Origin of the sequence: Pyruvatibacter mobilis, assembly GCF_012848855.1 — a bacterium.
GTDB classification, from domain to species: domain Bacteria; phylum Pseudomonadota; class Alphaproteobacteria; order CGMCC-115125; family CGMCC-115125; genus Pyruvatibacter; species Pyruvatibacter mobilis.
The window spans coordinates 3159987-3186046 of record NZ_CP051630.1 but is presented as its reverse complement, the minus strand read 5'-3'; the positions used below and the strand labels follow the sequence as shown (position 1 = coordinate 3186046).

Annotated in this window: 23 protein-coding genes; 4 read left to right on the top strand and 19 right to left on the bottom strand. The window is 63.8% G+C overall.

The features are described from left to right. The first annotated feature begins 40 nt into the window (after window positions 1-40). A complete protein-coding gene (locus HG718_RS14920) occupies window positions 41-859 on the top strand; it encodes a DUF484 family protein (RefSeq protein WP_160586409.1) in 819 nt (272 codons plus the stop codon). 3 nt (window positions 860-862) lie between these two features. Next, a complete protein-coding gene (locus tag HG718_RS14915; protein ID WP_160586408.1) occupies window positions 863-1840 on the top strand; it encodes a tyrosine recombinase XerC in 978 nt (325 codons plus the stop codon). Between the two features lie 23 nt (window positions 1841-1863). Here the strand turns inward: HG718_RS14915 and lpdA are convergent, their stop codons facing one another. The 8 genes from lpdA to mdh form a co-directional block, all read right to left on the bottom strand. Next, entirely contained in the window at window positions 1864-3270 is a 1407-nt protein-coding gene (lpdA, locus tag HG718_RS14910; protein ID WP_160586407.1) for a dihydrolipoyl dehydrogenase, read from the bottom strand. A 73-nt stretch (window positions 3271-3343) separates the two neighbouring features. Beyond that, a complete protein-coding gene (locus HG718_RS14905) occupies window positions 3344-3718 on the bottom strand; it encodes a hypothetical protein (RefSeq protein WP_160586406.1) in 375 nt (124 codons plus the stop codon). After that, window positions 3715-4977, bottom strand: coding sequence for a 2-oxoglutarate dehydrogenase complex dihydrolipoyllysine-residue succinyltransferase (gene odhB / locus HG718_RS14900; RefSeq protein WP_160586405.1), 1263 nt, complete (start codon window positions 4975-4977; stop codon window positions 3715-3717). Before odhB ends, HG718_RS14905 begins: the two co-directional genes overlap by 4 nt. A 58-nt stretch (window positions 4978-5035) precedes the next feature. Next, a complete protein-coding gene (locus HG718_RS14895) occupies window positions 5036-8002 on the bottom strand; it encodes a 2-oxoglutarate dehydrogenase E1 component (RefSeq protein ID WP_160586404.1) in 2967 nt (988 codons plus the stop codon). Between the two features lie 218 nt (window positions 8003-8220). Next, complete coding sequence (sucD, locus tag HG718_RS14890; RefSeq protein ID WP_160586403.1) at window positions 8221-9096, bottom strand: succinate--CoA ligase subunit alpha; 876 nt, start codon at window positions 9094-9096, stop codon at window positions 8221-8223. Beyond that, window positions 9096-10265, bottom strand: coding sequence for an ADP-forming succinate--CoA ligase subunit beta (gene sucC / locus HG718_RS14885; RefSeq protein WP_027839640.1), 1170 nt, complete (start codon window positions 10263-10265; stop codon window positions 9096-9098). The genes sucD and sucC overlap by 1 nt, the downstream gene beginning before the upstream one ends. 370 nt (window positions 10266-10635) lie before the next feature. Beyond that, complete coding sequence (locus tag HG718_RS14880; RefSeq protein ID WP_027839639.1) at window positions 10636-11052, bottom strand: hypothetical protein; 417 nt, start codon at window positions 11050-11052, stop codon at window positions 10636-10638. A 250-nt stretch (window positions 11053-11302) separates the two neighbouring features. Next, window positions 11303-12265: a malate dehydrogenase gene (gene mdh, locus HG718_RS14875; RefSeq protein WP_027839638.1), complete on the bottom strand. Its 963-nt coding sequence runs from the start codon at window positions 12263-12265 to the stop codon at window positions 11303-11305. A gap of 894 nt (window positions 12266-13159) precedes the next feature. Here mdh and HG718_RS14870 point away from each other — a divergent pair. Next, window positions 13160-14008, top strand: a complete 849-nt coding sequence (locus HG718_RS14870) for a hypothetical protein (protein ID WP_160586402.1) — start codon at window positions 13160-13162, stop codon at window positions 14006-14008. Between the two features lie 106 nt (window positions 14009-14114). Here HG718_RS14870 and zapE read toward each other — a convergent pair whose 3' ends face one another. From zapE to HG718_RS14830, 8 genes are all read right to left on the bottom strand, one after another. Then, window positions 14115-15248 carry a cell division protein ZapE gene (gene zapE / locus HG718_RS14865; protein WP_160586401.1) on the bottom strand — a complete coding sequence of 378 codons (1134 nt, stop codon included), beginning with the start codon at window positions 15246-15248 and terminating at the stop codon, window positions 14115-14117. Window positions 15249-15327: 79 nt separating this feature from the next. After that, the gene (locus tag HG718_RS14860; RefSeq protein ID WP_160586400.1) at window positions 15328-16155 is read right to left on the bottom strand and encodes an enoyl-CoA hydratase-related protein; all 828 of its coding nucleotides are present in this window, start codon (window positions 16153-16155) and stop codon (window positions 15328-15330) included. A 4-nt stretch (window positions 16156-16159) separates the two neighbouring features. Continuing rightward, window positions 16160-17005, bottom strand: a complete 846-nt coding sequence (locus HG718_RS14855) for an arylamine N-acetyltransferase family protein (RefSeq protein ID WP_160586399.1) — start codon at window positions 17003-17005, stop codon at window positions 16160-16162. Between the two features lie 101 nt (window positions 17006-17106). Continuing rightward, window positions 17107-18603, bottom strand: a complete 1497-nt coding sequence (locus tag HG718_RS14850) for a CoA-acylating methylmalonate-semialdehyde dehydrogenase (RefSeq protein WP_160586398.1) — start codon at window positions 18601-18603, stop codon at window positions 17107-17109. Window positions 18604-18823: 220 nt separating this feature from the next. Next, window positions 18824-19933, bottom strand: coding sequence for an ACR3 family arsenite efflux transporter (arsB, locus tag HG718_RS14845; protein WP_160586397.1), 1110 nt, complete (start codon window positions 19931-19933; stop codon window positions 18824-18826). 4 nt (window positions 19934-19937) lie between these two features. After that, complete coding sequence (locus HG718_RS14840; protein WP_188658377.1) at window positions 19938-20447, bottom strand: arsenate reductase ArsC; 510 nt, start codon at window positions 20445-20447, stop codon at window positions 19938-19940. A gap of 59 nt (window positions 20448-20506) precedes the next feature. After that, window positions 20507-20956: an ArsI/CadI family heavy metal resistance metalloenzyme gene (locus HG718_RS14835; protein ID WP_160586395.1), complete on the bottom strand. Its 450-nt coding sequence runs from the start codon at window positions 20954-20956 to the stop codon at window positions 20507-20509. Window positions 20957-20969: 13 nt separating this feature from the next. After that, window positions 20970-21314, bottom strand: a complete 345-nt coding sequence (locus tag HG718_RS14830) for an ArsR/SmtB family transcription factor (RefSeq protein WP_160586394.1) — start codon at window positions 21312-21314, stop codon at window positions 20970-20972. A gap of 176 nt (window positions 21315-21490) precedes the next feature. Here HG718_RS14830 and HG718_RS14825 point away from each other — a divergent pair, with 176 nt between their 5' ends. Continuing rightward, window positions 21491-24364, top strand: coding sequence for an autotransporter domain-containing protein (locus HG718_RS14825; RefSeq protein WP_160586393.1), 2874 nt, complete (start codon window positions 21491-21493; stop codon window positions 24362-24364). Window positions 24365-24366: 2 nt separating this feature from the next. Here the strand turns inward: HG718_RS14825 and HG718_RS14820 are convergent, their stop codons facing one another. The 3 genes from HG718_RS14820 to HG718_RS14810 form a co-directional block, all read right to left on the bottom strand. Next, window positions 24367-24642, bottom strand: coding sequence for a hypothetical protein (locus HG718_RS14820; protein WP_160586392.1), 276 nt, complete (start codon window positions 24640-24642; stop codon window positions 24367-24369). Between the two features lie 87 nt (window positions 24643-24729). Continuing rightward, window positions 24730-25092 carry a VOC family protein gene (locus HG718_RS14815; protein ID WP_160586391.1) on the bottom strand — a complete coding sequence of 121 codons (363 nt, stop codon included), beginning with the start codon at window positions 25090-25092 and terminating at the stop codon, window positions 24730-24732. A 175-nt stretch (window positions 25093-25267) separates the two neighbouring features. Beyond that, a complete protein-coding gene (locus HG718_RS14810) occupies window positions 25268-26050 on the bottom strand; it encodes a succinate dehydrogenase iron-sulfur subunit (protein WP_027839625.1) in 783 nt (260 codons plus the stop codon). Window positions 26051-26060 lie beyond the last annotated feature (10 nt).

Below are 26060 nucleotides of genomic sequence, written 5' to 3'. Positions count from 1 at the left end.
GCGCGCAAAGGGACGGCCACCTCAGGATGAGCACGCGCAGATGAGCACGCCCACCGACACCGCCGGGTCCACCAAGAGCACAACCGGCAATGCCGACGCCATGCGCTCCGCCCTCACCACACCGGCCGCGAAGACGGAAATCGACGCGGAAGCTGTGAAGGCATTCCTTACCGCGCACCCCGACACGCTGCATGACGAACCGGACCTGCTGGCCCGGCTGACGCCCGCCACCCATCGGGATGGCGAGGCCGTGGTGGATTTCCAGATGTTCGCCATCGAGCGCCTGCGTCAGGAAATCGAAGACATGCGCGAATTGCAGCAGGCAATGGTCAACGCGGCGGAAGAAAACGCCATGTCGCGCGACCGCATCTTCTCAGCCGTGCTGAAGGTGCTGGATGCCCGCAATTTCGAGCACCTGGTCCATTACATCACCACCGAACTCGCAGCCGACATCGAAGTCGATCTGGTAGCGCTCGGCGTGGAAGCATCTGATTCGACCCGCAGCATGGCGGGCATGCGCTCCCCCGTGTCGGAGCCGGGCGGACCGTCCGTCATGGTGCTGGAGAGCGGCATGGTGGACGCATTGCTGGGCTACAAGGCCGATGGCAGCCCGCGCGACCATGCCCTGCGTGACGACGTGGACGGCGCGGAGGAAATCTTCGGGCCCCATGCGGTTCAGGTGCAGTCGGAGGCGATGATTCGTCTCACCTTCTCCCGCGCTGCACCTCCGGGCATTCTTGCGCTGGGGTCCACCCGCGCCAACCAGTTCTACCCGGAACAGGCCGTGGACCATCTGAGCTTTCTCGCCCGCGTGATCGAGCGCAGCATCCGCCTGTGGCTCGACTTGCCGCCTGCCTGAGCCATGCCCCGCACGCAGCCAGGACAGGGTGCCACCCGCGAGGTCCTGCCAGCTGAAACGCGGGATGCGCTGGATGCCTGGCTGGCAAGCCTGGCGCTGGAAAAGCGCTATAGCGCTCACACCATCACCAATTACCAGCGCGACCTTCTGGGCTTTTTAGCCTTTGCCGCGCTGCATACCGGGGAGCCTGTTTCACTCGCCGCCCTTGGTCGACTGAAGGCCGCGGACTTCCGCGCCTGGCTGGCCGACCGGCGGCAGGGTGGCGGCGTGGGCCCGCGCACGCTGGCGCGCGGCCTGTCCTCGCTGCGGACCTTCTATCGCCATCTTGCGCGCGAGGGACTGGTGGAAAACGCGCAGATAGGGCTCATCCGTACACCCAAGCTGCCGCAATCGGTGCCCAAGGCATTGAGCGTGGATGCCGCGGGGCGGATGCTGGAAGAGCTGGACCCGGACAAGAGCTGGACGGATGCCCGCGACCTCGCAGCCCTGATCCTGCTTTACGGCGCGGGCCTGCGCATCTCCGAGGCCCTGTCGCTGGATGTGCGGGACTGGCCCGACCGCGGCGTTGCCCTGAGGGTCACCGGCAAGGGCAACAAGACACGCGTGTTGCCGGTGATTGACCTGGTGCATGACGCGGTGGAGCACTACCGCGCCGTTTGCCCCCACGAGCTTGCACCCGCAACGCCGCTGTTTCGCGGCGTGCGGGGCGGACGCCTCAATCCGCGTAGCCTTCAGGCCTCCATGGAACGCCTGCGCCATGCGCTTGGCCTGCCGGACACCGCGACACCGCATGCCTTGCGCCATTCATTTGCGACGCATCTGCTGGGCGCAGGTGGTGACCTGCGCACGATCCAGGAATTACTGGGCCATGCCAGCCTCTCCACGACGCAGGTCTATGCGTCAGTGGATGCTCAGAAGCTGATGGACGTCTATGACCGCGCACACCCGCGGGCAGCGGGCGCGCCTCGCCAGGGAAAATAGCCCCGGCAAAAAACCGGTGGGCGTTACATGTGCAGCGCGCGCTTGTCGACGGCGAGGGCTGCTTCCTTGACGGCTTCCGACAGGGTGGGATGCGCATGACAGGTCCGGGCAATGTCTTCCGCCGACGCGCCGAACTCCATGGCGACGGCGGCTTCGGCAATCATGTTGCCCGCATCCATGCCCAGGATATGCACGCCGAGCACCCGGTCCGTCCTGGAATCCGCCAGCACCTTCACGAACCCGTCCGCCTGCTTGTTGACCTTGGCACGGCCATTGGCACTGAACGGGAACTTGCCGACCGTGTAGTCGATGCCCGCCTCCTTGAGTTCCTCTTCCGTCTTGCCGACGGTGGCGACTTCCGGAGCCGTATAGATGACACCCGGGATGACATCGTAATTCACATGGCCTGACTGACCGGCGAGGATTTCAGCAATCGCCACGCCTTCATCTTCCGCTTTGTGGGCCAGCATCGGCCCAGCAATGGCATCACCAATGGCATAAATGCCGTCCACATTGGTCTTGAAATGGGCATCCGTCGCAACGCGGCCGCGCTCATCCATCTCGACACCTGCTTCCGCAAGCCCCAGACCTTCCGTATAGGGACGGCGGCCGATGGCAACCAGCGCGTAGTCCGCCTCGATGACGTCCCCGTCCCCGCCCTTGGCCGGCTCGACCGAGACCTTGAGACCGGATTTGGTCTTCTCGATGCCGGTGACCTTGGTGCCGAGTTTGAAGTCGAAGCCCTGCTTTTTCAGCACACGCTGGAACTGCTTGGCCACTTCAGCGTCGGTGCCGGGGATAATACGATCAAGGAACTCGACCACCGTCACCTTGGCACCGAGGCGTGCCCAGACAGAGCCCAGTTCGAGGCCGATCACACCCGCGCCGACAACCAGCAGATGCTTGGGCACCTCCGGCAGCGACAGGGCACCGGTAGAAGAGACGATGCGCTTCTCGTCGATTTCGACACCCGGCAGCGGCATCACATCCGAACCGGTGGCGATGACGATGTTCTTGGCCTCAAGCGTCCGCGTGCCGCCCTCGTTGAGCGCGACCTCTACCTTGCCCGCACCAGCAATCTTGGCCGTGCCATAGACGGGCTCGACCTTGTTCTTCTTGAACAGGAACTCAATGCCCTTGGTGTTGCCGTCGACGCCCTCGTCCTTGAAGGACATCATCTTCTTGAGGTCGATGGTCACATCCTTGGCGGTGATGCCGAGATCGGCCATGTGGCCGGTGGCCTCCGCATACATCTCCGAAGCATGCAGCAGCGCCTTGGAGGGAATGCAGCCGATATTGAGGCAGGTGCCGCCGAGGGTCGTACGCTTCTCCACGCAGGCCACCTTGAGGCCGAGCTGTGCTGCACGAATGGCGCACACATAACCGCCGGGACCGGCGCCAATCACCACAAGATCGAACTGATCGGACATGGGAGCAATTCTCCTGTTCGGCGCGGGAGCGGAAGGGAGGGAGCCCCGCGCGGCAAAGTCAGGCTGCCCGCACCTAGCGGCCGGGCGGCAGGGGAACGTCGCGGCCGGTCAGCCCGGCCTTGCCTGACGCCGCTGGCGCCTGGCCTGCGGAAGGAAGATAAAAGGCATCCTCCTCCGCCCAGTAGAACTTGTTGTCGTACCGCACCCGGACAAATGGACCGCCCGGTGCCCGCGCATTGCGGCCGACAGGACCATAAAGATCCATGTGCCGCTCGATGCGCGTGCAGGCAGGGGCGCCCTGCCCCTGAGCCACAGCGCTGAAATCTTCAAGCGCCGGACAGATGAGTGCACTTTCGACGGCAACCGTCAGCGCCTGCGACGGGCCCGCGGGAAGCAGGACCACCGCCAGCGCCGCTGCACCACCGAGTGTGGTCAGGGTACGGATCACAGGTCGAGAAGCAGACGCTGCGGGTCTTCCAGGCTTTCCTTCACACGCACCAGGAAGGTAACGGCCTCACGGCCGTCGACGATGCGGTGATCATAGGACAGCGCCAGATACATCATCGGCCGCACCTGGATTTCCCCGTTCACCACCATCGGCCGCTCCTGGATCTTGTGCATACCCAGAATGCCCGACTGCGGCGCGTTGAGGATCGGCGTCGACATCAGGGAGCCATACACACCGCCATTGGAAATGGTGAAGGTACCGCCCTGCATCTCGTCCATGGTAAGCTTGCCGTCGCGGGCGCGCGCACCGAAATCGTTGATGGTCTTTTCGATGTCGGCCAGGGACAGCTGATCGGCATCACGCACCACCGGCACGACGAGGCCATTCGGCGTGCCGACGGCGACGCCCATATGCACGAAGTTCTTGAAGACGAGATCATCACCGTCGATCTCCGCATTCACCTGCGGGATCTCCTTCAGCGCGTGACAGCATGCCTTCACGAAGAAGCCCATGAAGCCCAGGCGCACGCCATGCTTCTTCTCGAACACATCCTTGTACTGCTTGCGCAGATCCATGACCGCGCCCATGTCCACCTCGTTGAAGGTGGTGAGCATGGCGGCCGTGTTCTGCGCGTCCTTGAGGCGCTTCGCGATGGTCTTGCGCAGGCGCGTCATCCGCACGCGCTCCTCGCGCGGCGCATCCTCGACGGCCACAGGCGCACGCGGCGTGGACGCCGGAGCCGGTGCGGGCGCCTCAGTCTTGGCATCAAGCGCTGCCTGAACGTCCGACTTCAGCAGGCGGCCATCCTTGCCGCTGCCTTCAATGGCAGCAGGGTCGATATCGTTTTCCTCAACCATCTTACGCACGGCCGGCGAAAGCGGCTTGTCGTCGGAGGCCTCAGCAGGCGCGGGTTCCGACTTGGCGGGTGCCGGTGCGGCCTCGGCCTTTTTCGGTGCGTCCTTCTTCGGCTCATCCTTCTTGGCGTCCTGCTTCTTGGCAGGCGCTGCCTTTACATCACCGGCGCCTTCGCCAATGGCGCCAAGAAGCGCATTGACCTCGACGGTGTCGCCCTCATTGGCGGAGATCTCCGCCAGCACGCCTGCAGCCGGCGCCGGGACCTCGACGGTCACCTTGTCGGTTTCCAGCTCCACAAGCGGCTCATCCGCGTTGACGGCGTCGCCGGGCTTCTTGAACCACTGCGCCACCGTGGCTTCGGTGACGGATTCGCCAAGGGTAGGAACCCTGATCTCGGTGCTCATGTAACGGCCTCGTTTCGGTTGGGAGCGGCACATGGGAACCCGGCCACACCCCATCAAGTCAGATGGTCAGCGCTTCATCCAGAAGCATGTTCAACTCTTGTTTATGCTTGCTCATCAGGCCCGTCGCGGTGGACGCGGTGGACGCACGGCCTGCATAACGCGCACGCCTGTGCGTCGCGTCGATATGCTTGAGCACCCATTCGATATTGGGCTCCATGAAGGTCCAGGCCCCCATGTTCTTGGGCTCTTCCTGACACCACACCATGTCCGCCTGCGGGAAGCGCTCGAGTTCCTTGATCATGCTCTTGGCCGGGAACGGATAGAGCTGCTCCACGCGCATCAGATAGACATCGTCGATGCCGCGCTTTTCGCGCTCTTCCAGCAGATCGTAATAGACCTTGCCGGAGCACATCACGACACGGCGGATCTTCTTGTCTTCCTTGAGCGCAATGGTGGAGCCGGGCCGGTACTCGGCGTCATCCCACAGAACACGGTGAAACGACGAGCCGGGGCCCATCTCATCCAGCGTCGACACGGCGCGCTTGTGCCGCAGGAGCGACTTCGGCGTCATAATGATCAGCGGCTTGCGGAACTTGCGGTGCAGCTGACGGCGCAGGATATGGAAATAATTGGCCGGCGTCGTGCAGTTGGCCACCTGCATGTTGTCTTCAGCGCAGAGCTGCAGATAGCGTTCGAGGCGGGCGGAGGAGTGCTCCGGACCCTGACCTTCGTAGCCATGCGGCAGCAGCATCACGAGGCCGGACATGCGCAGCCACTTGCGCTCACCCGATGAAATGAACTGGTCGATGATGACCTGCGCGCCATTGGCGAAATCGCCGAACTGCGCTTCCCATAGCACCAGCGCATTGGGCTCTGCCAGCGAGTAGCCGTATTCGTAGCCAAGCACGGCGGCTTCCGACAGCATGGAATCGACCACGTCATATTCAACCTGGCCGTCCTTGAGATTGTTGAGCGGCATGTAGCGCTCTTCGGTCTCTTGGTCGATGATCGCTGAATGGCGCTGGGAGAACGTGCCGCGCACGCTGTCCTGCCCCACGAGACGAACCGGATACCCTTCATTGATCAGCGTGCCGAAGGCCAGCGCCTCGCCGGTGGCCCAGTCGAGCCCCTCGCCGGAGGTGATGGCCTCCTCGCGCGCCTTGAAGATACGCTGCACCGTGCGGTGCGCCTTCACACCTTCAGGAATTTCAGTGAGCTTGCGGCCGATCTGCTTGAGCGTCGACATTTCCACAGCCGTATCGCCACGGCGTGCCTCACCCTCGGCAACTGACAGGCCGCTCCAGCGCCCGTCCAGCCAGTCAGCCTTGTTGGAGCGGAAATTGTCCGCATTGTCGAAGGCATCCGACAGCAGAGTGCTGAAATCATCGCGCATGCGATCAACTTCCGCCTGCTCAACGAGCCCCTCTTCGATGAGGCGCTGGGCATAGATTTCAAGCGTCGTCTGCTGGCCCTTGATGGTCTTGTACATCAGGGGCTGGGTGAACATGGGCTCGTCGCCCTCGTTGTGCCCGAAGCGCCGGTAACAGAACATGTCGATGACGACGTCAGCCCCGAAGGTCTGGCGGAACTCGGTGGCGACCTTCGCCACATGCACCACCGCTTCCGGGTCATCGCCGTTCACGTGGAAGATCGGCGCCTGCACCATCTTCGCCACATCCGACGGATAGGGCGAGGACCGCGAGAAGCGCGGGGAGGTGGTGAAGCCGATCTGGTTGTTGACGATGAAATGGATCGTGCCGCCGATACGCGCGCCCTTGAGCTGCGACAGGCCGAAACACTCCGCCACGATTCCCTGCCCGGCGAAGGCCGCATCCCCGTGCAGCAGCACCGGCATGACCGTGGCCCGGTCGCGGTCATAGAGCATGTCCTGCTTGGCGCGGGCCTTGCCCAGCACCACCGGGTTCACCGCCTCGAGGTGAGACGGGTTGGCGGTGAGTGACAGATGCACCTTGTTGCCATCGAACTCGCGGTCCGACGACGTACCCAGATGGTATTTCACGTCGCCCGAGCCCGCGATGTCTTCCGGGTTCACGGAGCCGCCCTTGAACTCGTGGAAAATCGCCTGATAGGGCTTGCCCATCACATTGGCGAGCACGTTGAGGCGGCCACGATGCGGCATGCCGAGGATCAGCTCCTTCAGGCCCATATTGCCGCCGCGCTTGATGATCTGTTCCATCGCCGGGATCAGGCTTTCGCCACCATCCAGGCCGAAGCGCTTGGTACCGGTATATTTGACGTGCAGGAACTTCTCGAAGCCCTCAGCCTCGATCAGTTTCTGCAGGATCGCCTTCTTGCCCATATCGGTGAAGGCCACTTCCTTGTCGCGGCCCTCGATGCGCTCCTGGATCCAGGCCTTCTGGGCCGGGTCGGCGATGTGCATGAACTCGACGCCGATCGTGTGGCAGTAGGTGCGCCACAGGATTTCCAGCATCTCGCGGATGGTGGCGGTCTCAAGACCCAGCACGTTGTCGATGAAGATCGGCCGGTCCATGTCCTCTTCGGTGAAGCCATAGGACTTGGGGTCGAGCTCCGGATGCTCCTTCGGCGGCTCGATATTGAGCGGGTCGAGCTGCGCGATGAGATGGCCGCGAATACGGTAGGCGCGGATCATCATGATCGCGCGAATGCTGTCCAACGTGGCCTTGCGCGCTTGGGCATCGGTCAGGCTTGCGCCCACCGCCTGCGCCTTGTCGCGGATCTTGCCGTTGAGATGCGCTTCGGCTTCCACCCAATTGGTGTCGAGCGCCGCCACCAGATCGCCGCCGGCAACCGGCGGCCAGTCGGTGCGGGCCCAGGACGGCCCGTTGGCCTCCGTCGCCACCGCTTCCGCATCATCCTTCAGGCCATCGAAATAGGCCCGCAGCCGCGCATCCACAGAAGCAGGGTTCTGCGTGTAGCGGTGATGCATCTGTTCGAGATACTGGGCGTTGCCGCCATAGAGGAATGACGTTTCGTCAAAGGCTTCGTTTTGCGGCGTCCGCTGACGACCCGAGCCATCTGCCATTTTTTCGCTCCGGCGCGGCCTCTTTGCCGGGCGCGCCCCGGCAGTCCCGCGCGTCTAGTCAGTTACCAATCCCCGATTGCGCTCAAGCTTCGCACGGGTTTGGTTAACGTGCTATTCAAAACGTCCCCGGAAAAGGTGACATTTTGAGGACTCTGGCCCCCCGGAACTGCATGCCGGGACGGCATGTCGGAGCATGAGGGGCCAGCGTCAATTTTGTCTTAACCTTTGAGGACCTCGGCGAGGGTCGAGCCCAGGGCTGCCGGTGACGGCGACACCTTGATGCCCGCAGACTCCATCGCCTCGATCTTGCTGTCGGCCCCGCCCTTGCCACCGGAGATGATGGCGCCGGCATGGCCCATGCGCCGGCCCGGAGGCGCGGTCACACCGGCAATGAAGCCGACCATCGGCTTCTTGACCTTGGACTGCTTGATGAATTCCGCAGCGTCTTCCTCAGCCGAGCCACCGATTTCACCGATCATGATGATCGATTCGGTCTTGTCGTCGGCCAGGAACATTTCAAGGCAATCGATGAAGTTGGTGCCGTTCACAGGGTCACCGCCGATGCCGATGCAGGTGGACTGGCCGAGGCCCGCCGCCGTGGTCTGTCCCACCGCTTCATAGGTGAGCGTACCCGACCGCGACACGATGCCGACCGAGCCCGGCTTGTGGATGTGGCCCGGCATGATGCCGATCTTGCATTCACCCGGCGTGATGACGCCTGGGCAGTTGGGACCGACGAGACGGGTCTTGGAGCCGCACAGGGCCTTTTTGACCTTCACCATGTCGAGCACCGGAATGCCCTCGGTGATGCAGACCGCCAGCGGGATTTCCGCGTCGATCGCCTCAAGGATCGCATCCGCCGCGAAAGGTGGCGGTACGTAGATCATGGTGGCGTCGGCACCGGTTGCTTCGCGCGCCTCGCCTACCGTGTCGAAGACCGGCAGATCGAGATGCTTGGTGCCGCCCTTGCCGGGGGTCACGCCGCCCACGAGCTTGGTGCCGTACTCGATTGCGGTTTCGGAATGAAACGTCCCCTGAGCACCAGTAAAGCCCTGGGTGATGACCTTGGTATTCGCGTCGATTAGGACAGCCATTACTTGGCCTCCTTCACTGCCTTGACGATCTTGTCGGCCGCATCGGCCAGATCATCGGCGGGAATGATGGCAAGGCCGCTATCGGCCATGATCTGCTTGCCGAGCTCCACATTGGTGCCCTCAAGGCGCACCACCAGGGGAACGGACAGCTTGGTTTCCTTGGCGGCCGCGATCACGCCCTCGGCGATGATGTCGCAGCGCATAATGCCGCCGAAGATATTGACCAGAATGCCTTCCACCGCCGGGTCCGACAGGATGATCTTGAAGGCTTCGGTCACTTTCTCCTTGGTGGCGCCACCACCCACATCCAGGAAGTTGGCGGGCTCCGCCCCATAGAGCTTGATGATGTCCATGGTGGCCATGGCAAGGCCGGCGCCGTTCACCATGCAGCCGATATTGCCGTCGAGCTTGACGTAGGAAAGGTCGAACTTCTTGGCCTCGAGCTCGGCCGGATCCTCTTCATCCGGATCATGCAGATCCTCGATGTCCTTGTGCCGGTAGAGCGAGTTGGAGTCGAAGTTCATCTTGGCGTCGAGGCACAGTACGTCGCCGCCCTTGGTCACAACGAGCGGGTTGATCTCGACCAGGCTGGCATCTGTGCCGATGAAGGCATCGTAGAGCCCCTTGAACAGCTTCTGGCCGGCCTTGGCTTCCGCCCCCTGCAGGTTCAGCGCCTTGGCGAGCGCCCGGCCATGGAACGGCATGAAGCCGCAGGCGGGGTCGACGGTGATCGTGTGGATCTTCTCCGGCGTTTCCTCGGCCACTTCCTCGATATTCATGCCGCCTTCCGTGGACGCGACAAACGCCACGCGGCTCGTGTCGCGGTCTACCAGCAGTGAGAGATAAAGCTCGCGGTCGATGTCGGAGCCTTCCTCGATATAGAGGCGCTTGACGAGCTTGCCCTCGGGTCCGGTCTGATGGGTCACCAGCGTCATGCCCAGCATGCGCTCGGCTTCGGCGCGCACATCGTCGATGCTCTTGACCACCTTGACGCCGCCGCCCTTGCCGCGACCGCCTGCGTGGATCTGCGCTTTGACGACCCAGACGGGTCCGCCCATGTCTTCTGCGACCTGTACCGCCTCATCGACGGAAAAAGCGGGCTTGCCTTTGGCGACGGGCACACCGAAGCCTGCGAGCACGCCTTTGGCCTGATACTCGTGGATGTTCATGTTGTTCCGGCCTGTAGGGACGGCAGGCATGCCCCGGGAGATGGGACGAACCTAGGCAGATGACACCCGTCAGATGACACCCTTCAACCGTCCAGGTGGAGGGAAAGTCGTTCGTTGAGTCTGTGCCCTTATAACACCCGGAAAAGCCGGACCAAAAGGGCTGAACTCCAAGTTTCACGCGCCCTTCCCATGCGCCGGATACGCACAAAATCGTGACGCAGCGTCACCCGCGCGGACAGCGCATACCAAGCAAAAGGGCGGACCCGCATTCGAGGTCCGCCCTGAGTGCCTGCCCCGCCGGCGGCATCTGGATAGCGGAGGGAAAACCCCGCCGCCGGGGCACTGCCGGGGTATTGCCCGAGTGTATTGCTCAGAGGTTTTCGGGATTGCCCTCAAGGATCACGAACTCGACCGTGTCGCTGTCGGATCCCGACCGCACCATCTTGCCTTCACCGGAGCCTTCATAGTCGAAGCAGCCGCTGGTGCGATCCGAGCCCGGATAAACGCAGAACTTGCCGCCCTCGACGCTCCACTTGCCCACATAGGTGCTCCAGTTGCCGGCCTGAGCACAGTCGCGCTCCTTGCCGTGGAAGGTGCCGTCGGCCTTGTAGAGCTCGTAGAAATCCTTGCGCGGCGAGGCACAGCTTCGATAGGTGCCTTCGATCGTGTTGCCGATGAGCGCCGACGCCACCTCGTGGCCATGCAGGAACGGCTCTGCCTGAGCAGGCAGGGCCGCAGGGACCAGGAAACAGGCGGCGGTGAAAGCGGAAACAACCAGATTACGCATGATGCTCTCCCATGTTGCGCGGTCATTGTCTTGGCTGCGGGGCCGCCTGCAGGCGCCCCCGTGCAGTCATCCTGCGCGGGGTTATGGGAGCCTTAAATGATCTGCCTCAATAATCCGGTTTTTCAGTGTGAAATAGGGTGTCCACCCCGGCAACCGGGCGGCGCACCAAAGAAAACGGCGCGGCCCCGCTCGGGACCGCGCCGCTGTTGTGTACCGGAAGGCAGGCCCGGAAAGGCCCTGCCAACTCGCCTCAGGCGAGGTCCGGATTGATCTTCTGGCAGCTCTCGACGAGGCCTTCCACGGCCTTGACGGAGGTCGAGAACATTTCCTTCTCGGCTGCGTCGAGCTCGATCTCCACAACCTTCTCGATGCCGCCGGCGCCGATGATGGTGGGCACGCCGACATAGCGGTCGCTGACACCATATTCACCATTGAGCTGGGCTGCGCAGGGCAGCAGGCGCTTCTTGTCCTTGAGATAGCTCTCGGCCATGGCAATGGCGGAAGAGGCGGGGGCATAGAAAGCCGAACCGGTCTTCAGCAGGCCGACGATTTCCGCACCGCCATCGCGGGTGCGCTGCACGATCTGGTCAAGCTTCTCCTGCGTGGTCCAGCCCATCTTCACAAGGTCCGGCAGGGGAATGCCGCCGACGGTCGAGTAGCGCACCGACGGCACCATCGTGTCGCCGTGGCCGCCCAGCACGAAGGCCGTGACGTCTTCAACGGACACGTTGAATTCCTCGGCAAGGAAGTAGCGGAAACGCGCGGAGTCCAGCACGCCGGCCATGCCGACAACCTTGTTGGCCGGCAGGCCCGAGAACTTCTGCAGCGCCCACACCATGGCGTCGAGCGGGTTGGTGATGCAGATCACGAACGCGTCCGGGCAGTTGTCGCGGATCCCTTCACCCACGGACTTCATGACTTTGAGGTTGGTTTCCACCAGGTCATCGCGGCTCATGCCCGGCTTGCGCGGCACGCCGGCGGTGACGATCACCACGTCAGAGCCTGCAATGTCCTTGTAGTCGCTGGAGCCGGACATGGCGGCGTCAAAGCCTTCCACCGGCGAGGCTTCGGCGATGTCCAGCGCCTTGCCCTGGGGCACGCCGTCGACGATGTCGAAAATGACGATATCGCCCAGTTCCTTGAGGCCCGCGAGGAGGGCCAGCGTGCCGCCGATCTGGCCGCCGCCGATGAGTGCGATTTTCTTGCGCGACATGGGGGTACTCCGCTCTTGTCTTTGCTGTTGCTGTGTCTGCTCGTGGATGGGCGCCTGCCGGGATCCGGCTGTGCCCGATTTGGAGGCCTTGGCAGGGCGCCCCATGAACCAGTTGAAAAAACCACCGGACATGACGTGTCATCCAAGGCAGTGCGGGCCGCGAATAGGCGCCAGACGGACCATGATGCCGCCTGCATGCCGGGCCGCGCGGACCCGCAGGTGAGAATGGCTGCGCTTCACCTATCCCATGGCCCCGCCCCACGCAAGGGACGACACCAGCGCCCGCTTCCGGCCCACGCACCACCGCTGGCGGGTCCGCGTGCCGGGATGGGCCAATCCGCCTGCGAAACGGTGCATCCCTCCCCCATCGGCACAGCTGCATGGCGGGAACACCCGGGACCTTGCAGCCTGTCACGGAAGTTTCGCGTCCGCCGTTAATCATGCAGGTGAACTTGTTTGACACACAGGCGGCCAACGGTTCACAGTTCGTTAGGTATTTCTTAAGGAATCCGGCACGCGCCAGGCATGGGAGCGGGCAAAGTAAGCCCGCGTCATCGGGGAAACCATGCAGCGGAATGCCGGGCCCGGAGCGCACATGATGCGCGCGCCGAGCCCACCGGAAAACGGCGGAAATACTGTGAATCTTGGGGCGGGCAGGTCTCTGATTTCTGCACCACCGGACGGCTCCGGATCCCGGTTCCCGCGTTTGCGCGGGACAAACCGGTATCCAGCGGACCACCGTCACGGATCTCCGGTAGGGAACCGGAGGGGCAGAACGGGCGACGGAGCAAAATCCGGGCGCCGATCGGGGTCACTGCCTTGGCAGTCTTCTTGCAGCGAACTGGCCACACGGGCGGCCAGTCCCGGCAGGAGACAGTTTGGGGGCGATGACGCATGACGGCGTTTACAGAACAGAATTTCATGTCCGGTGAGACCGGGACCAGCCGCAAGCCGAAGAGCCGCCTGCGCAGGCTCGCCGCGCCGCTGGCCATCATCGCCGGCACACTCAGCCTCGGCGGCTGCGCGGCACCGGTGATCGGCGCGATCACCGTGAGCCAGCTTTCCACCGCCGCAGGCATCGCCTCTTCCATCATGTCCGGCCGCGACCTGACCGAGCACGTTGTTTCGGCAATCGTCGGTGAGGACTGCCGCTTCCTCGAGGCGATCATGCGCGGCCGCCCGATCTGCGTGCCCTACGGCTCGCCGGAAGCAGAAGACAGCTTCCAGGGCATCATCGTGGCCCTGCGCAAGGATGACGGCACCCCGGCCTATGAAGACGGCGCCGAGGTGCAGGTGGCCGGTCTCGACGAGGCCGCCATCCAGCTCGGCTTTGCACCCATCGTGCCCGATTACGACATGACCACCGCTTCCATCGACGCCGTTGAGCGCGACATCACCGTCAGCAACCGCGGCGACATGCGCAGGGTCTCTTTCGGCATGATGTCGGCCACCTATGGCCCCAGCCACTCCATGGATGACCTGCTGGCTGAACAGCGCGGCAAGCGCCCGTTCCTGAAGGGCACCACGGCCGACGCGGAAACCGGTGTCATTTCCCCGGCGCAGCCCACGGCCGAAGCGCCGAAAGTGATCTATGCCTCCGCGACCGGCGAAACCCTGGTGATGCCGCAGCCGCTTGAAGCCAAGCGCGCCGACGGCAAGACGATCACCCCGGACCTGCCGCAGGAAAAAACGCGCCTCGAAAAGATCATCGAGCGTGCCCGGATGGCCCCGATCCCGGATTGATCAGCGGCGCGTGCAAGCCGTCATCGCGCTTAAGGGATCACAAGAGACAGAGAAGCCCGCGCAGGCCTGTGCCGCGCGGGCTTTTTGCTGACCTGACGCAGGCGCCTCACACCGCGTGGCCGAGCGCCATATAACTCTCACTCTGCATCTCGATCAGCCGGGACACGGTCCGCTCGAATTCGAACGATCCATCACCCGCCGGATACAGCGCCTGGGGGTCCGTTTCCGCCGAGCAGACCAGCTTGGTCTTGGTCTCGTACATCGCATCCACCAGCGTCACGAAGCGCTTTGCCTCGTTGCGGGAGGCAGGCCCCATGGCGGGAATGCCATCCACCAGCAGGGTGTGAAAGCTACGCGCGATCTTGAGGTAGTCTGCAGGCCCGAGCGGCTGGCGGCACAGATCATCGAAGTGAAAACGCGCCACGCCCATGGCCGCGCGCGGCACCGGCACCTTGCGGCCCTTCACCTCCACATGGCATGGAGCCGGCCTGACGCCCGGCGTCAGCCGCGCCCAGGCAGCGTCCATCGCCCGCGCCGCCGCCTGATCCAGCGGCGCATGATAGACAGGGGCCCCGGCCAGATGCCGCAGGCGGTAATCCGCCGCCGCCACCAGTTCCATCACATCCATCTTCTCGCGCAGCAGATCAATGAAGGGTAGGAAGAGCTGCCGGTTAAGGCCACCCTCATAAAGCGTGCCCGGCTCCCGGTTGGACGTGGCCACCACGACCAGTCCCCGGTCGAACAGCGCCGTGAACAGGCGGCCCAGGATCATCGCGTCCGTGATGTCCGTCACCTGGAACTCGTCGAAACACAGCAGCGTCGTCGTCGCCATGATGTGGTCGACCACGGACGGAATGGGATCGCCATTCCTGGACCCGTTGCCTTTCGCCCTGCCGGCCTTCTCCCGCTGCCGCCACGCATGCACATCGGCATGCACGCCCTGCATGAAGTCGTGGAAATGGATGCGCTGCTTTTTCTTCACCGGCGCATGGGCAAAGAAAAGATCCATCAGCATGGACTTGCCACGCCCCACCCCGCCGAAGAGATAGAGCCCGCGCGGCGCAGGCACGGTGCCGCCAAGCCCGAACAGCCCGCGCTTGCGCCCCGGCTGATAGCCCTTCAGCGCGTCATGCAGCATCTGAAGCTGATCCGCCGCCGCCTCCTGCGCCGGATCGTGCTCGATGGCGCCGGAGTGAACGAGATCGCGATAGGCGGAAATGGTGTCGGTCGGTTTGCCCATGCCAGCCGATTAGCGGCTTTGCGGGCGGGCGGCAAGAGCAGGCCGCCCGGCAGCAGCCGGGATGCGACGGGGCCGTGGTCTACTTCCCCGGCCAGCGCCAGTCGGCCTTGCGCTTGTCGAGCCAGGCGCGGACGGATTCCTTGTAGTCGGGTTCGGCCACCATTTCGCTCAGCAGTCTGTCGGCTTCGGCGACCGATGATCCCACATCGCGATGCTGGTCCACATAGATCTGCCGCTTGGTGACCGCCATGGAGTGGGGCGCGACGCTGTCCGCAAGCTGGCGGGCATAGGCCATGACCTCGGTCATCAGGTCTTCCTTCGACACCAGCCGGTTGATGAGGCCCATCTCATAGGCCTCGTCCGTTAGGAAGACGCGGGACGACATCAACAGGTCATTGGCCCGCGCCAGCCCGACAATGCGCGGCAGCAGCCAGGACAGGCCGTATTCCGCCGGCATGTTGAACCGGCCATGGGCGGTTGTGAGCTTGGCCCCCGGCACCGCAAAGCGGATATCGGCGTAACACGCCAGCACGAGACCGACCCCGGCCGCCGCGCCGTTAAGCGCTGCGATCACGGGCTTGGTGAGCCCGAAATGATAGGCGAAATTCTGATCGAACTCCGGCCGCACGCCGAAGCCGGGAGTGGGAATGTCAGCGGTCGTGCCGCTGTCATAGCCACCCTTGGCCGCATGGCCTTCAAGCGCCTGCATGTCGGCGCCCGCACAAAAGGCCCGCCCCTCGCCGGTGACCACGACAACCCGCACGGCGGGATCAGCCTCAGCCTGTTCGAGGGAATGGCGATATTCCGTATGCATACGGCCTGTCCACGCATTCATGCGGGCGGGCCGGGCAAGGGTGATGGTGGCGATGCCGTTGGCCACCGAATAGAGCGTTGACTTGAGTTCCATGGTGCTAGTGTGCACCGAGCGCCCGCCACGCGTCGAGATGCGGCGTGACGAGCGGAGACAGCTCATCCACCGGCACCCGCAACCCGAAATGGCGGTCGAGTACCTCCGCCATCTCCGCGACATCCGCAAGCTGCCGCACTTGCGCCTTGCCATCCCGGCCGCGGATTGTGAGCTCTGTGTTGAACAGGGTGATGCGGCGATCAGCCTCCGGACGCGCTGCGATCAGGTAGGTCACGAAGATCGAAGTGGGGTGGGTCGCCGTGAACCAGTTGGACAGCTCGTAATCGGCCTGTGACTGGCGCTCGAGGGAGAACTGGTAGACAGGCACCCACGCGGTGCCGAGCTTGGCCTGCAGCTCGAAGGTCTCGACCGCACCGCCCATGGGCACGATCCGGCGCAGCTCATGCGGCGTTGCGGCTTCCTCGTTCATCACAAAGGGGATCGGGCCGGTCAGGGTGATGCCGCCAAAGCCTGCATCCGCGATGTAGGGCCCTTCGGGAAGATCAACCATCAGCAGCATGTGCGTGCGGCCCGTCGGCTCGCCGTCCGGCGTCTTCCAGCGGACGCGCCCCATCAGCCGCGAAACACTGAAGCCCAGGGCGTCCAGCGCCGCCGCCAGGAGGGCATTGACCTCGAAGCAATAACCGCCCCGCCCGCGGCTGATGATCTTCTCCTGCAGGCTTTCAAGATCCAGCCTGGGCGCCGTGCCGGCCAGCACGGTGAGGTTCTCGAAGGGGATACGGAGCGCCTGCGCATAATGCACCGCCTTCAGGACATCGAGCGTGGCAGCACGCGGCCCCTCATAGGCGATGTGGGCCAGATAGGCATCAAGATCGAAATCAGCGGACACGGCAGGCAACCTCCTGTTGGGTGCGCCGCCACCAAAAAGAATGGCCCCGTCAGCAGACAGGGCCATTCGCCGAAAACCAGATTAGCCAATCCGCCGGGCTGTCACTTCATCGTCGGGATGACGAAGCTGGCGCCTTCATTGCCGCGCGACCAGCGGGCGGTGACGGTCTTGATCTTGGTCCAGAACTTCACACCTTCCGGCCCGTGCTGGTTGGTGTCGCCGAAGGCGGACCGCTTCCAGCCACCGAAGGTGTGATAGGCAAGCGGAACGGGGATCGGCACGTTGATGCCCACCATGCCCACATTCACCTTGGAGGCGAAGTTGCGGGCGGCATTGCCATCCTCGGTGAAGATCGCAACGCCATTGCCGTATTGATGGTTGGACGGCAGCGCCAGCGCCTCTTCCGGCGTCTTGGCGCGGGCGATCTGCAGAACCGGACCAAAAATCTCTTCCTGGTAGGACTGCATGTCCGGCGTCACCTTGTCGAACAGGGAACCGCCCATGAAGAAGCCGTTCTCATAACCCTGAAGGGTGAAGTCGCGGCCATCGACCAGAAGCTCCGCGCCTTCCTTCACGCCCATGTCGATGTAGCTCTTGATCTTCTCGCGGTGCTCAGCCGTCACCACCGGACCATAATCCGCATCCGGATCAGTTGACGTGCCCACCTTGAGCGCTTCGACGCGTGGGATCAGCTTGTCCACCAACCGGTTGGCCGTGTCCTCGCCCACCGGCACGGCCACGGAGATCGCCATGCAGCGCTCACCAGCCGACCCGTAGCCTGCGCCGATCAGATCGTTCACAACGCCGTCGAGATCCGCATCCGGCAGGATGATGGCATGGTTCTTGGCCCCGCCCATGGCCTGCACGCGCTTGCCGTGGGCGGCACCCGTTGCATAGATGTATTCAGCCGTGGCGGACGCACCGACAAAGCTGATGGCCTCGACGCGCGGGTCCGTCAGCAGCGTGTCCACGGCGGGCTTGGACCCGTTGACCACATTGAGCACGCCTGAGGGCGCGCCTGCTTCCATCATCAGCTCCGCCAGGCGCAACGGCACCGACGGGTCTTTCTCGGACGGCTTGCACACGAAGGTGTTGCCGCAGGCAATCGCCACGCCGAACATCCACATGGGGATCATCGCCGGGAAGTTGAACGGCGTGATGCCCGCGCACACGCCAAGCGGCTGGCGCATGGAATACATGTCGATGCCGGGGCCTGCGCCCTCGGTGAACTCGCCCTTCTGCAGATGCGGAATGCCGCAGGCAAACTCGATCACTTCGATACCGCGCTGGATGTCGCCCTTGGCGTCGGCAATCACCTTGCCGTGCTCGCTAGAGAGCATATGCGCCAGCTCGTCCATATTGGCTTCGACCAGGCGCTTGAACTCGAACATCACCCGCGCGCGGCGCTGCGGGTTGACCTGCGACCAGCCCGGGAAAGCGGCTTCTGCGGCGTCAATGGCGGCGCGGGTCTCGTCTTCGGTGGCAAGCGGCGTGCGGGCCTGCACCTCGCCCGTGTTCGGGTCGAACACATCCAGGAAATTGCCGCTGGTCCCGGCAATCTTGGCGCCATTGATGAAGTGATGAAGGTCCTTGGCCATGCGCGTCACGCGCGCCTTGACGAGCGCGCGCCTCCCTCGGGTGAAACCGTGCCAGCCTGTCACTCGGTCTGGCTTGGAGGTGACTTAGCGCTTATCGCGTGGGGGCCGCAAGCCGGAGCAGCAGGCAGGCGCCCCCCTACGCGTTAGACCCGTTGGCGCCGCTGCGTCAAAGGCGATTGGCAAAGGCACAGCGGCGCCACGGAGTGGTCGTAGGATAGCGTCAGTCTGCCGAGCTGGCAGCGGGCTGGGGCCTCGCCCGGGACGACAGGCCGAACCACCTGTCGCCCAACCGCAGGGCGACACCAACCAACAGGATCAGCACCGGCACCTCGACGAGCGGACCGATCACTGTGGCAAAGGCCACCTGTGAATTGAGACCGAAAGCCGCAATGGCCACCGCGATGGCAAGCTCGAAATTGTTGCTGGCCGCAGTGAAGGAAAGCGACGTGGTCCGCTCGTAATCCGCTCCCAGCATCTTGCCCATCGCGAAACTGACGAAGAACATGATGAAGAAGTAAAGCGCCAGCGGAATGGCTATCCGCACTGCATCGAACGGCAATTCCACCACCGCCTCGCCCTTGAGCGCGAACATGACAAAGATGGTGAAGAGCAGCGCGATAAGCGTGACCGGCCCGATCCGCGGCAGGAAAGTGTTTGCGTACCAGTCTTCGCCCTTGGCCCGGCGCAGCACATGGCGCGTCAGGAAGCCGGCCGCAAACGGCACACCGAGGTAAAGCACGACGGCACCGGCGATAACGCCGAAGCTCACATTGATGACCTGCCCTTCAAGGCCCAGCATCGGCGGCAGCCAGGCAAGGAAGACCCACGCATAGACACTGAAGAAGACGAGCTGGAACAGGCTGTTGAAGGCAACAAGCCCGGCGACATATTCGTTGCTGCCACGCGCCAGCTGGTTCCAGACGATCACCATGGCAATGCAGCGAGCGAGACCGATGAGGATGAGGCCGGTCATGTAGGCCGGTTCATCGGACAGGAAGATGACCGCCAGGGCGAACATCAGCACCGGGCCGATGAGCCAGTTCTGGATGAGCGACAGGAGCAGCACCTTGCGGTCCTCAAAGACCGTCGGCAGCGCCTCGTACTTCACCCGCGCCAGGGGCGGATACATCATCAGGATAAGCCCCGCGGCGATGAGCAGGTTTGTCTCGCCCCACGACGCCGTGCTGATCAGCGCCGGGACACCGTCGAAGACGACGCCCAGCAACGTGCCCGCCGCCATGGCGGCGAATATCCATAAGGTCAGATAGCGATCGAGAAAGCCGAGCCGTCCGGCGGCCTTCGTGTGCTGTGCAGAAGTCTGTGCGCTCATGTGCTCAGCCAGCCTCGGACATGTCGCGGCCGATATCATCGAGCCGCTTCTGGAGCGTCAGCTTGTCGAGCGAGGAAATCGGCAGGCTGGTGAAGATCTGGAGACGGCGTTCGATCTGCCCGTACACCTCAGCGAATTTCTGGGCGATGATCGCGTCAGAGCCCTCGGCCGCCGCCGGATCCTCGAAGCCCCAATGGGCGGTCATCGGCTGACCTGGCCAGGCCGGGCACAATTCGCCGGCGGCGCTGTCGCACAGGGTGAAAACGAAATCGAGCTTGGGCGTATTGTCGCCGGAAAACTCGTTCCAGTCCTTGGAGCGCAGGTCGCCTGTCGGATAATTCAGCTTGCGCAGCAGATCGAGGGCGTAGGGATTGACCTGCCCCTTGGGGTGGCTGCCGGCACTGTAGCCCCGGAATTTGGGTTTGCCGATCCGGTTCAGGATCGACTCCCCCATGATGCTGCGCGCCGAATTGCCGGTGCACAGGAAAAGCACATTGTAGAGTTCGGACATCATGCTCTCCTTTGAGCTGTCTGATGATCTGCGAAAGACAAAACAGGGGGCCGCAAGGGCGCTCAGCAGCAGCCCGGGAGACGCCGCTCGGAGGCCTCCACCTCGGCAGGCGGGGCAGCGGTCACGGGACCTTCACCGAAATGATCGATGACCTCGCTGGTGAGGAAGGCTTCCCAGGCCATGCCCGCGGGGTCCTTGACCCAGCTCTTCTCGGAGCGCGCGTAGCAGCACTCGGTCTTGCCTTCCTCGTAGACATCGGCGTCCGCCGCGTCGAAGCGGCTGTAAAGCGTGGAAAGCTCGTCAGCGTCATCGGCCTGGATACCCAGATGCGCAACACCCTGGGCATCCGCGTCCCGGCCTTCCGTGGCGACGAAATTGACGCGCGGATCATCCAGCATCCACTTGGCATATCCGGGACGCTCAACCGTCGGCTCTGCGCCGAACATGGCAGCGTAAAAACGCGTGGCCTGGGCAATATCGGGGACGGTGACGGACACATGAAGTCGGGTCATGTCGGGAGCCTCCTCAGGCTTTTTCAGTTTCAGCCGGTGTGCTGACACAGACGCCGCACCGGCCTTCACAGCAATCCTCCAGCAGGAACGCGGCCAGCGCCGCGACCTTGTCGAATTGCGCGCGGTAGATGATGGAGCGGCCGTCCTTGCGGCTCGCCAGCAACCCGGCCCGGGCCAGTTCCTTCAGGTGAAAGGACAAGGTGGCCGGCGCGAGCCCCATGCGGGCGGCGATTTCCCCCGCAGGCAGTCCGCCCTTGGCGGGGTCGGGGTCATGAGCTTTCACCAGGAGCCGGAACACCTCTAGGCGGGTGTCCTGGGCAAGGGCGGCAAAGGCTTCGGTGGCGTCTGTCGTTTTCATATTTTGAATATGGTCGAAATATGAAAGCGATTCAAGGGCCGATCATCAGATCCACCGCGTGAGGGCATTTACCAAGGCGACTTCGGCGCTGGAATTCCTCAGGCCCCAGACGATAAGTTAAGCCCCGTTAAGAGTATTGCGCCGGGAGGGCGGCGCAGCCGGGGGGCACCACGTCAATGACAACCACTTCGCCGAAGCGCCATGGCCGCGCCCTGTGCGCTGCCGTGACAGCACTGGCTGTCTGCCATTCCGCGCCGGCGCATGCCGTCAATATTCGTGATGACGTAGCTGCGGCCGCCGGGGGCATCGGCAATTACTTCGACACCACCAACCAGTTCATGTCCGTCGGCAATCTGGTGAATGTCGGGGGCAATTTCTGCACCGGCACCCTCATCAACGCCCGCACGGTGCTGACGGCGGCTCACTGCTTCTACGAGGATAACGGCACCATCACGCCCAATCTCGATCAGGCGGGCATTACCTTCGCCCCCATCGGTGTGCCGGCCAGCAACCAGTCCGACTATGCGAGCATCACGCTGCACCCGGACTATACTCACTCCCCCAGCGGCCTCGCCGACATGCAGGACGTGGCCCTTGTCGCCCTCGACACCGCAATCACCACCGTGCCGACCGGCAAGCTGCTGACCACCCTGCCGCAGACCGGCAGCAAGATCTATCTTGTCGGCTATGGCAGTTCCGGCACGGGCTCCAACGCCAGCGTGGGCGACGACGACAAGCGGCGCATCGGCACCAATATCCTTGATCAGATCGCCCCGCTCGACGTGACCGTCGGGCCGGTACGCTTTCATACCGATGGTGAAGACGCCCTGATCTTCGATTTCGACGACCCGCTGGACCCGGGCAAGAACCAGACCGGGTCGGCCACCGCCACAGACCTCGAAGCGTCGTCCGGCGGCGGCGATTCCGGCGGTGCCCTGTGGGTAGAGATTGGCGGCGAGTTCTATGTGGTGGGTGTCAACAATGCCAGCGGCAACATCCTGACCGGCAATGGTGACGGGTTTTACGGCGAGACGATCATTTACACCCCGCTGGCGCCGCTGACCTCGTGGATCGCCGATAACTCGCCCCTGCGCAACGTCTCGGCAGAGGCAGGCAACGGTGCCTGGGAAAACGCCGCCCGCTGGTCAGAAGGCGTGGTGCCGGACAATGTCACGCCGGGCTTTTCACTCTCGACCCCGTCCCGTTTTTTCAATGTGACCTTGTCGGAGCCAGGCACCACCACCCTGTCGAGCGACCGGACCATCGACCGGTTGACGCTCACCGGCGGCAGCGCCGGCCTGATGATCGCCGGCGGCACGACACTGGAGAACGAGATCGGCACCGAGGTAAGAGCCGGAACGCTGCGCGTGGACGGCAACCTCACCACGACCGCCCTGAACCTCGCAGGCGGCATGCTCACCGGATCCGGCACCGTAAGGACACTGGCCGCGATCAACACCGCCGGCAGGATCGCGCCGGGCAATTCCATCGGCACCCTGACAATCGACAGCCTCTACAATCAGCGCGCTGACGCGACACTTGCCATCGAGATCGACCGCACAAGCGCCGACAAGCTGCTGGTGACCGGTTCCGCTGATCTTGACGGCACGCTCGAGGTGAGCCTCGTACCGGGCGGCACCGTGCCGCTTGAAAGCACCACCTACACGATCCTGGAAGCCGCAGGCGGCGTTAGTGGCGGCTTTGCCACCATTGCCGATGCCCTGCCCGGTCTGCTGACGGTGGAGAACGTCTCCATCGGCACAACGCAGGTCCAGCTGCGGATTGGCGCTGCGACCTTCGCCGAGGCGGTAGCCGACGATGCCAATCGCGGCATCGCCTCGGCGCTCGACAGCCTGCGCGGCACGACCGATGCGCAGGTGGATCAGGTATTGTCGCAACTCGCCGTGCTGACACCAACCCAGCGCGACACGCTGTTTGCTCAATTGACCCCCGTGCAGGGCTTCTCCCAGACGGCGTCGGGCCTCTCCTACGCCGCGACCTTGGCAAGCCAGCTGGGCATCCGCATGGCGGATCTGCGCAATGGGGCGCGCGGCATATCGGTGGCACAGCTGCGCCTCGCGGGGGCCCAGCTCGCCGGTACCAGCGGTGATCCGCACGCTCTGCGCACCGCAATCGCCCGCGCCAGGACCGCACAACGGAACGCCCTGCCCCACGCCCCCGCCTTCGCACTGCCCGACCGCATGGGCGCGTTTCTCTCCGGCGATGTGAGCTTCGGTGACACCGCAGCTCCCGGCGGCGCGCGGCAGGACTTCACCACCTCGGGCCTGACCGCCGGCCTGGACTACCGGCTAACGGATGATCTGGTGGTCGGCGCCGCAGCATCGCTCAGCGCCACATCCACTGACATGTCTTTCGGCGGCGCGACGGAGGCCCGCGCCTATGGCGGCAGCATTTACGCCTCCTGGCGCTCCGCACCGGATGCTCCCGTGCTGGGCGGCGACATCTTCATGGATGCCTATGCGGGCGCCGCCGCAACGAGTGCAGACACATCCCGCGTGGCCCTCATCGGCGCGAGCCGGATGGAGGCCCGGAGCGACACCACCGGCACAACACTGTCGGCAGGCCTGCGCGCCGGGCATATACAGCGCCACGGTGCCACGAGTTTCGGCCCCATGGCCTCACTGGATTACGTCAGGACCCGGACGGATGGATACAACGAACAGGGCGCGGGCGCGTTCAACCTTTCTGTCGCCGATGCGGCGCAGACCTCGGTAACCTCGACCCTGGGCGCGCAGATCGCCCACGAGATCACCGCCGGCAACTGGGACCTCGCCCCCTATGCGAGCGCCGGATGGGTGCATGAGTTCAACGGGGATGCGCCAACGGTAACGGCAAGTTTCGCAGGCGCCCCCGGTGCCCGCTTCACCACAACAGGCCTTGCCCGCGACACTGACTGGCTGCGCGGCGGTATCGGCCTCACAGCCCGCTTCGGCGACACGGCCCTGATCAATCTCGGCGCCAACACCGATATCGGCCGAACCGACACAAGCCGCACCCAGCTGTCACTCTCGCTCCGCGCAGCCTTTTAGGGTCAGGCGGAGGCGGGGGCCTTCTGGGTCTTCTTATCGGGATTGCGCCAGAGATAGCGGTAGATGCCGAAGAGGTTGATGCCGAACAGGATGATGTTCTGCATCGCCAGCGGGTCCTGGTCCTGGAAGAAGGCGGCGGTAATCCACAACATCGACGAGAAGGTGAAGATCACAAAGCCATAGCCCGTGATGCGGGTGGAGATGTGCGCCGCCACCATGAGGGCTGCGATGGTGCCGGTGCCGCTGGCCGTCCAGCGGAGGATTTCCACAAAGTCCATGATGCCGCTCCCGCGTGCCGCTCATTGGTCAGGGTCCACGGGGAATAACGGCTGAGGCGGGCGCTGGTTCCGGTGATGCCGCACGCTCTAGAGCGGCTGCAGGATTTCTATGCGGTTGCCGAACGGATCTGCCACGAAAAAGCGGCGAAAGCCTTCAAGTGCGTCATCGTCTTTCACCTCGATTCCGGCTGCAAGCATGCAGGCGCGAACGGCGTCGATGTCACTGACCTGAAAGGCCGGGTGGGCCTTTCTTGCGGGCCGGAACTCTGCCTCGACACCCATATGGATGCGGATGTCGCCCTGCTCGAACCAGCAGCCGCCCCGCTTTGCAAGCTCCCGGGGTTTCGGCACCTCGGGCAAGCTGAGCAACTGCCCGTAAAAGAGCCGCGCCGCCTCCTCGCCCCCGGCGGGCATGGCAAGCTGCACATGATGAAGCTGAGTAATGGTCATGGGGCACCTCCCAATCGGATGGCCCTGACGATAACACATGGGCCCAGCACAGGGTCGCCGGACCGGGTCGACGGGCGGGGATGCTGCCGACAAAAAAAACCGCTGCCCCCGGAAACCGGGGACAGCGGCGTGATGTGTCGGCCGTCCAGAGATGGACAGGTCAGACGCTGACGGGTCAGACCTGACGTTCCACCATCATCTTCTTGATCTCTGCGATCGCCTTGGCAGGCGACAGGCCCTTCGGGCAGGCCTTGGCGCAGTTCATGATGGTGTGGCAGCGATAGAGCCGGAACGGGTCTTCCAGATTGTCGAGCCGTTCGCCCGTGGCCTCGTCGCGGCTGTCAGCCAGCCAGCGATAGGCCTGCAGCAGCGCGGCGGGGCCAAGATAACGGTCCTGGTTCCACCAGTAGCTGGGGCAGGACGTGGAGCAGCAGGCGCACAGGATGCACTCGTAAAGACCGTCGAGCTTTTCGCGGTCCTCGCGGCTCTGCTTCCATTCCTTTTCAGGGGCCGGCGTATCGGTCTTGAGATAGGGCTCGATGGAGGCGTGCTGGGCGTAGAAATTGGTGAGGTCCGGCACCAGGTCCTTCACCACCTTCATGTGCGGCAGCGGGTAGATCGCCACCGTGCCCTTCACGTCGTCGATGGCCTTGGTGCAGGCCAGCGTGTTGGTGCCGTCGATGTTCATCGCGCAGGACCCGCATATGCCTTCGCGGCAGGAGCGGCGGAAGGTGAGCGTGGAGTCCACCTCGTTCTTGATCTTGATGAGCGCGTCCAGAACCATCGGCCCGCAGCTGTCGAGGTCCACCTGGTAGGTGTCCACGCGCGGGTTCTGATCATCATCCGGCGACCAGCGATAGATCTTGAAGGTCTTGACCTTCTTGGCGCCCTTGGGTGCCTTGAACGTCTTGCCCTTACCGGAAATCTTGGAGTTACGCGGCAGCGTCAGTTCGACCATTTTTCTGTTC

Excerpts from the sequence above, each read along its gene's own strand:
- HG718_RS14920 (WP_160586409.1), top strand. The coding sequence starts at position 41 with ATGAGCACGCCCACCGACACCGCCGGGTCCACCAAGAGCACAACCGGC.
- HG718_RS14915 (WP_160586408.1), top strand. The coding sequence starts at position 863 with ATGCCCCGCACGCAGCCAGGACAGGGTGCCACCCGCGAGGTCCTGCCA.
- lpdA (WP_160586407.1), bottom strand. The coding sequence starts at position 3,270 with ATGTCCGATCAGTTCGATCTTGTGGTGATTGGCGCCGGTCCCGGCGGT.
- odhB (WP_160586405.1), bottom strand. The coding sequence starts at position 4,977 with ATGAGCACCGAGATCAGGGTTCCTACCCTTGGCGAATCCGTCACCGAA.
- HG718_RS14895 (WP_160586404.1), bottom strand. The coding sequence starts at position 8,002 with ATGGCAGATGGCTCGGGTCGTCAGCGGACGCCGCAAAACGAAGCCTTT.
- sucD (WP_160586403.1), bottom strand. The coding sequence starts at position 9,096 with ATGGCTGTCCTAATCGACGCGAATACCAAGGTCATCACCCAGGGCTTT.
- sucC (WP_027839640.1), bottom strand. The coding sequence starts at position 10,265 with ATGAACATCCACGAGTATCAGGCCAAAGGCGTGCTCGCAGGCTTCGGT.
- HG718_RS14880 (WP_027839639.1), bottom strand. The coding sequence starts at position 11,052 with ATGCGTAATCTGGTTGTTTCCGCTTTCACCGCCGCCTGTTTCCTGGTC.
- mdh (WP_027839638.1), bottom strand. The coding sequence starts at position 12,265 with ATGTCGCGCAAGAAAATCGCACTCATCGGCGGCGGCCAGATCGGCGGC.
- HG718_RS14870 (WP_160586402.1), top strand. The coding sequence starts at position 13,160 with ATGACGGCGTTTACAGAACAGAATTTCATGTCCGGTGAGACCGGGACC.
- zapE (WP_160586401.1), bottom strand. The coding sequence starts at position 15,248 with ATGGGCAAACCGACCGACACCATTTCCGCCTATCGCGATCTCGTTCAC.
- HG718_RS14860 (WP_160586400.1), bottom strand. The coding sequence starts at position 16,155 with ATGGAACTCAAGTCAACGCTCTATTCGGTGGCCAACGGCATCGCCACC.
- HG718_RS14850 (WP_160586398.1), bottom strand. The coding sequence starts at position 18,603 with ATGGCCAAGGACCTTCATCACTTCATCAATGGCGCCAAGATTGCCGGG.
- arsB (WP_160586397.1), bottom strand. The coding sequence starts at position 19,933 with ATGAGCGCACAGACTTCTGCACAGCACACGAAGGCCGCCGGACGGCTC.
- HG718_RS14840 (WP_188658377.1), bottom strand. The coding sequence starts at position 20,447 with ATGATGTCCGAACTCTACAATGTGCTTTTCCTGTGCACCGGCAATTCG.
- HG718_RS14835 (WP_160586395.1), bottom strand. The coding sequence starts at position 20,956 with ATGACCCGACTTCATGTGTCCGTCACCGTCCCCGATATTGCCCAGGCC.
- HG718_RS14830 (WP_160586394.1), bottom strand. The coding sequence starts at position 21,314 with ATGAAAACGACAGACGCCACCGAAGCCTTTGCCGCCCTTGCCCAGGAC.
- HG718_RS14825 (WP_160586393.1), top strand. The coding sequence starts at position 21,491 with ATGACAACCACTTCGCCGAAGCGCCATGGCCGCGCCCTGTGCGCTGCC.
- HG718_RS14820 (WP_160586392.1), bottom strand. The coding sequence starts at position 24,642 with ATGGACTTTGTGGAAATCCTCCGCTGGACGGCCAGCGGCACCGGCACC.
- HG718_RS14815 (WP_160586391.1), bottom strand. The coding sequence starts at position 25,092 with ATGACCATTACTCAGCTTCATCATGTGCAGCTTGCCATGCCCGCCGGG.
- HG718_RS14810 (WP_027839625.1), bottom strand. The coding sequence starts at position 26,050 with ATGGTCGAACTGACGCTGCCGCGTAACTCCAAGATTTCCGGTAAGGGC.